Genomic DNA, 3912 nt, shown 5'->3' on the forward strand with positions numbered 1-3912 from the left:
CGCGCCCCTTGGGGGGTTGGGGTGGGGGGAGTTGGCGGGGTTCGGGTGTCTGCTGGGGGGTGGGCTTCGTCGTTGGCTGCGGGTTGGTTGTGGCTGGGCGCGCAGTTCCCCGCGCCCCTTGGGGGGTTGGGGTGGGGGGAGTTGGCGGGGTTCGGGTGTCTGCTGGGGGGTGGGCTTCGTCGTTGGCTGCGGGTTGGTTGTGGCTGGGCGCGCAGTTCCCCGCGCCCCTTAGGGGGTTGAGGCGGGGGGAGTTGGTGGGTGTGGGTGGGGGCTGGTCGCGTGGTTCTCCGCGTCCCTTGGGGGGTTTGGGGCGCTGGTGGGCTTGTCAGTGGAGGAGGGCTGACAGGCGGCGCCAGGGGGCGCGGGGGAGGTGGTCGCGGGGGGAGTTGTCGACGACCTGGAGGGCCACGTGGTCGGCGCCCGCCTCGAGGAAGGCGTTGACGCGGGTGCGGATGCGGTCCTCGGGGCCCCAGGCGTACAGGGCGTCGATCAGGCGGTCGCTGCCGCCCGCGGACAGGTCGTCCTCGGTGAAGCCCAGACGCTGGAAGCTGTTGGTGTAGTTGGGCAGGGCCAGGTACATCGCCAGGTGCTCGCGGGCCAGGGTGCGGGCCCTGTCCGGGTCCGTCTCCAGGACGACCGCGAACTCGGGGGCCAGCAGCGGCTCCTCGCCCAGGATCTCGCGGGCCCGTGCGGTGTGCTCGGGGGTGACCAGGTAGGGGATCGAGCCGGCGGCCCGGTCGCGGGACAGCTCCAGGGTCTTCGGGCCGAGGGCCGCCAGCACCCGGTGTCCGGCCGGGACGCCGGCCTCGTCCAGCGCGTCGAGGTAGGCGACCAGCGCCGAGTACGGGCGCCGGTACTGTTCGGCGAGCTTGGCGTGGCTCACGCCGAGGCCGAGCAGGAAGCGGCCGGGATGCGCCGACTCCACCTCGGCGGAGGCGGCCGCGCTCTCCCCGGCCTCGTACTGCCAGATGCTCTGGATGCTCGTGCCGACGGTCAGCCGGGACGTCGCTTCGAGGAGCGGCAGGGCGTGCCGGGGCGCGCTGCTGCCGCCCAGCCAGGCGGTCCCGTAGCCGAGTTGCTCCAGCTCCGCGGCGGCCTCGGCGATCTCGCCGCGCAGGGCCGGGTCCTCCGAGCGCAGCCCCACGCTCCAGACGCCGTACCGGCCGACGGCCTCCTTGACCGTGCTCGCGCCGTTCGTCGACTCGCTCATCGGGTCACTTCCCTCCGGGTGGGTGGCGTGCCGTGATCATCGTGCATGCCGGTCCCAACCGGAGGGAGCCGCGCGGTAATCCCGCCGGCGGGCTATCGGCCGAGGAACCGCTCCAGCGCCTCCGCGACCAGCCGGTGGTCCTGGAGCTGGGGCAGGCCGGAGACCGTCACCGTGCCGACGACGCCCACGTCCTCGACGGTGATCGGGAAGGCGCCGCCGTGCGCCGCGTAGGCGTCCGGGTCCAGCCGGGAGGACGCCTCGAACGTCGTGCCCTTGGCCCGGAAACGGGCGCCGACCAGGTACGACGAGGCGCCGTACCGTTCCACCACCCGGCGCTTGCGGGTGATCCAGGCGTCGTTGTCCGGCGTGGAACCGGGCAGGGCGGCGTGGAAGAGCTGCTGTCCCGCGCGGTGGATGTCGATGGCGACCGGGGCCTGCCGCTCCCGGGCCAGTTCGACCAGGAGCGAACCGAGCGCCCAGGCGTCGTCGTACGTGAACCGGCGGAAGACCAGGCGGCGTTCCAGCGCCTCCAGTTCCTCCACGCTCGGGATGGTCTCGGCGGCGGACTTCGGGGTGGTCTCGGGATGGGGCATCAGAGGGTCACCGTCACCTTGTCGCGGGCGGACCGGCGGGCCGCCTCCAGTACGTCGAGGGCCGCGGCCGCCTCTAGGGCGGGCACCGGGTTGGGGCCGGCGCCGGTCAGGGCCGCCGCCACGGCCGCGTAGTAGGCGGGGTAGTCGCCGGGGAGCGTCGGCACGGGGCGGCCGCCGCCGGTCACCGGCGACTCGCCGGCGCCGAGCCGGCCCCACAGGGACTCGGGCTCGTCGCCCCAGCCGGCGTGCGTGCCGGGCCGCTCGCCCGCGCGCAGGGCCGCCTCCTGCGGGTCGAGGCCGTACTTGACGAAGCCGGCCTGCGAGCCCAGCACCCGGAAGCGCGGGCCGAGCTGGGCGGTCGTCGCGGAGACGTAGAGGTGCGAGCGGACACCGCCGGCGTGGGTCAGCGCGATGAAGGTGTCGTCGTCGGTCTCCGCGCCCGGGCGGCGGATGTCCGTCTCGGCGTACACCTCGGTGACCGGGCCGAAGAGCACCAGGGCCTGGTCCACGACATGGCTGCCGAGGTCGTAGAGCAGACCGCCGATCTCCGCCGGGTCGCCGGACTCGCGCCAGCCGCCCTTGGGGCGCGGGCGCCAGCGCTCGAAGCGGGACTCGAAGCGCCAGACGTCGCCCAGCTCGCCCTTCTCCAGCAGGGCCCGCAGGGTGAGGAAGTCGTTGTCCCAGCGGCGGTTCTGGAAGACCGACAGCAGCAGGCCCCGCTGCTCGGCGAGGGCGGCCAGCTCCCGTGCCTCGGCCGCCGTGCCGGCGACCGGCTTGTCCACGACCACCGGCAGGCCCGCCTCGAGGGCGGCGGTGGCGAGCGGGACGTGCGTCTTGTTCGGCGAGGCGATGACGATCAGGTCCAGCTCGCCGGCCCGGCCGAACAGCTCCTCGGGGGTGCCGGCGACACGGACGTCCGGGAACTCGGCGCGGGCCTGCTCCTGCCGCTCGGGGTTGGAGGTGACCACCGTGTCCAGGGCGAGGCCCTCGGTGGCCGCGATCAGCGGGGCGTGGAAGACGGAGCCTGCGAGGCCGTAGCCGATCAGGCCGACGCGGAGGGGGGTAGCAGTCATGCCTCTACTTTCGCAACGCTGTTGCCAAAGTGCAAGCGGCAGGGACAATGGGGGGATGGGCGGCGTGAGCAGGACGAAGAACGGGCCGGTCGGAGCGAATCTGTTCGCGGTGCGGTCCCACAACACCGCGCTCGTGCTGGATCTGCTGCGCGGCGCCGGGGCGGCGGGGATCAGCAGGCTGGAACTGGCCGAGCGGACCGGGTTGACCCCGCAGGCCGTCAGCAAGATCACCGCGAGGCTGAGGGAGGCGGGGTTCGCGGCGGAGGCCGGACGCCGGGCGTCCACCGGGGGCAAGCCCCGCACCGTGCTGCGGCTGGTGCCGGAGGCGGGGCACGCGGTGGGGGTGCACCTGGACCGGGACGAGCTGTGGGCCGTGCTGGTGGATCTCGACGGGGCCGTGGTGGGCGAGCGGAGCGCCGCGCTGGACCTCGGGGACGGTGCGGAGGCTGTGCTGGAAATGGTGGCGGGGGAGGTTGCCGGGCTGGTGGTGGAGGCCCTGGGGGTCGGCGACGCCGTGGGCGGGCTGTCCGGGGGTCCCGCCGGTGGGTTCGCCGGCGGGCTGTCCGGGGTGGGGTCGTTGCTGGGGGTCGGGGTGGCTCTGCCCGGGCCGCTCGATCATGTGCGGGGGGTGCTGCACCGGGTCACCGGGTTCCCGGAGTGGGACGGGTTTCCGCTGCGGGACGCGCTGGTGGAGCGGTTGGGGGTGCCGGTGGTGGTGGACAAGGACACCAACGCGGCGGCGCTCGGCCTGTCCGTGGGTGTGTGCGGTGGGGCGGGAGACGGCGGTCCCGGGGCCGGTGAGGGCGGGTCGTTCGCCTACCTGCATCTCGGCACGGGGCTCGGGGCGGGGCTGGTGATCGGCGGGGACGTGCACCGGGGGGCGCGGACCGGGGCGGGGGAGTTCGGGCACCAGGTCGTCCAGATCGACGGGCCCGCGTGCGAGTGCGGGGACCGGGGGTGCGTGGAGGTGCTGTGCCTGGGGGCCGTGGCGCGGGGCGAGCTGCGCGAGGCGGCCCGGGTGCTGGGGGTGGGGGCG

Annotated in this window: 4 protein-coding genes; 1 reads left to right on the top strand and 3 read right to left on the bottom strand. The window is 74.7% G+C overall.

Features of this window, described 5'->3' with window-relative positions; genetic code table 11:
• Positions 1–325: 325 nt before the first annotated feature.
• The 3 genes from TNCT1_RS35380 to TNCT1_RS35390 all read right to left on the bottom strand — a co-directional run bounded on the left by TNCT1_RS35380 (position 326) and on the right by TNCT1_RS35390 (position 2876).
• Entirely contained in the window at positions 326–1210 is an 885-nt protein-coding gene (locus TNCT1_RS35380; protein WP_143640427.1) for an LLM class F420-dependent oxidoreductase, read from the bottom strand.
• A gap of 92 nt (positions 1211–1302) precedes the next feature.
• Positions 1303–1803 carry a heme-degrading domain-containing protein gene (locus TNCT1_RS35385; protein ID WP_143640430.1) on the bottom strand — a complete coding sequence of 167 codons (501 nt, stop codon included), beginning with the start codon at positions 1801–1803 and terminating at the stop codon, positions 1303–1305.
• The gene (locus tag TNCT1_RS35390; RefSeq protein ID WP_143640432.1) at positions 1803–2876 is read right to left on the bottom strand and encodes a Gfo/Idh/MocA family oxidoreductase; all 1074 of its coding nucleotides are present in this window, start codon (positions 2874–2876) and stop codon (positions 1803–1805) included. Before TNCT1_RS35390 ends, TNCT1_RS35385 begins: the two co-directional genes overlap by 1 nt.
• 55 nt (positions 2877–2931) lie before the next feature.
• Between TNCT1_RS35390 and TNCT1_RS35395 the strand changes: the two genes are divergently transcribed.
• On the top strand, positions 2932–3912 hold a 981-nt coding region (locus tag TNCT1_RS35395; protein ID WP_143640434.1), incomplete at its 3' end, for an ROK family transcriptional regulator.

It is taken from the genome of Streptomyces sp. 1-11 (assembly GCF_007176755.1).
Taxonomy (GTDB): Bacteria; Actinomycetota; Actinomycetes; order Streptomycetales; family Streptomycetaceae; genus Streptomyces.